Source organism: Haemophilus parainfluenzae, assembly GCF_003252755.1.
GTDB classification, from domain to species: Bacteria; Pseudomonadota; Gammaproteobacteria; order Enterobacterales; family Pasteurellaceae; genus Haemophilus_D; species Haemophilus_D parainfluenzae_N.
On the sequence record NZ_QEPT01000023.1, the window covers coordinates 1 to 890 of the forward strand.

Consider the following 890-nt stretch of genomic DNA (forward strand, 5'->3'; position numbering starts at 1 on the left):
GTTTTAAGTTTTCTAAACCTTGTTCAATATTGCGAATATTTAATATATCCCCCTGCGCCATTGGCATGGCAAACCATAAGGTACCACGGGTGGCAAACGGAATCGCACTTTGGTCTTGTAATTGAATGCGACCTACTTTACCTGGAATCACGGTAAGTACGAGCATACCTGAACGTAAATCCTGCGGCTCCACCACCACGCGGGTCGTGACATAACCAAAATCAATTAAACGATTTTGAATACGGCGAAGTAAGACATTAATCCCCTCCGAGCCAATGCAAGCCGGCAGCGCAAAATCACGCTCAGCATAAACTGACTTTAATGCCCAAGAGAATTGGCTTGGTTGGATTAATTTAAGAGAAGAGGCTGATGAATTTTCTTCTTCAGCTTGATAATCAGTCAGCACCAATTGATTGATAGGAAAACATTGTGCTTCATTTTGTGGAAAGCCACGAGAGGCTTCTTTTTCACCCTCTAAACGCACATTCGCGGATTGCGTTTGCTGGGCTAAAATAGCCGCATCTTGTTCAGCTTGTTGCTTCTGTTGTTTGGCATCGATTTGTTTTTCTACATTTGCATTTGGTGAGCTTGGCGCCGCCAACGCGAAAGAGGAAATAAATAATAAACTAGAAAGAAAAGAGCGAGATAAGTTTTTCATTATATTTCAGAGATTAAGTTATTGATAAATTTGCAATATGATATCAAAAGTTGTTTAAAAACTATACAAATCTTATATTTTCAATACAAAAAGTGATCTGCCCCCAAAAGTTGGACAGGTAGTTAACTTAAATATTGAGCTCGGTATTGCACTGGGCTCAATCCTTTGAAAGCTAGTTTAATTCGTTTTTGGTTGTAATACACTAAATATTCTTCAATGTCAGCCTGTAATT

Annotated in this window: 2 protein-coding genes; both read right to left on the reverse strand. The window is 39.1% G+C overall.

Features of this window, described 5'->3' with window-relative positions:
• A partial coding sequence (locus tag DPV95_RS10345) for a POTRA domain-containing protein (protein WP_133253136.1) occupies positions 1–658 on the reverse strand: 658 nt, incomplete at its 3' end.
• A 122-nt stretch (positions 659–780) separates the two neighbouring features.
• On the reverse strand, positions 781–890 hold a 110-nt coding region (locus tag DPV95_RS10350; protein ID WP_133253133.1), incomplete at its 5' end, for an IS3 family transposase.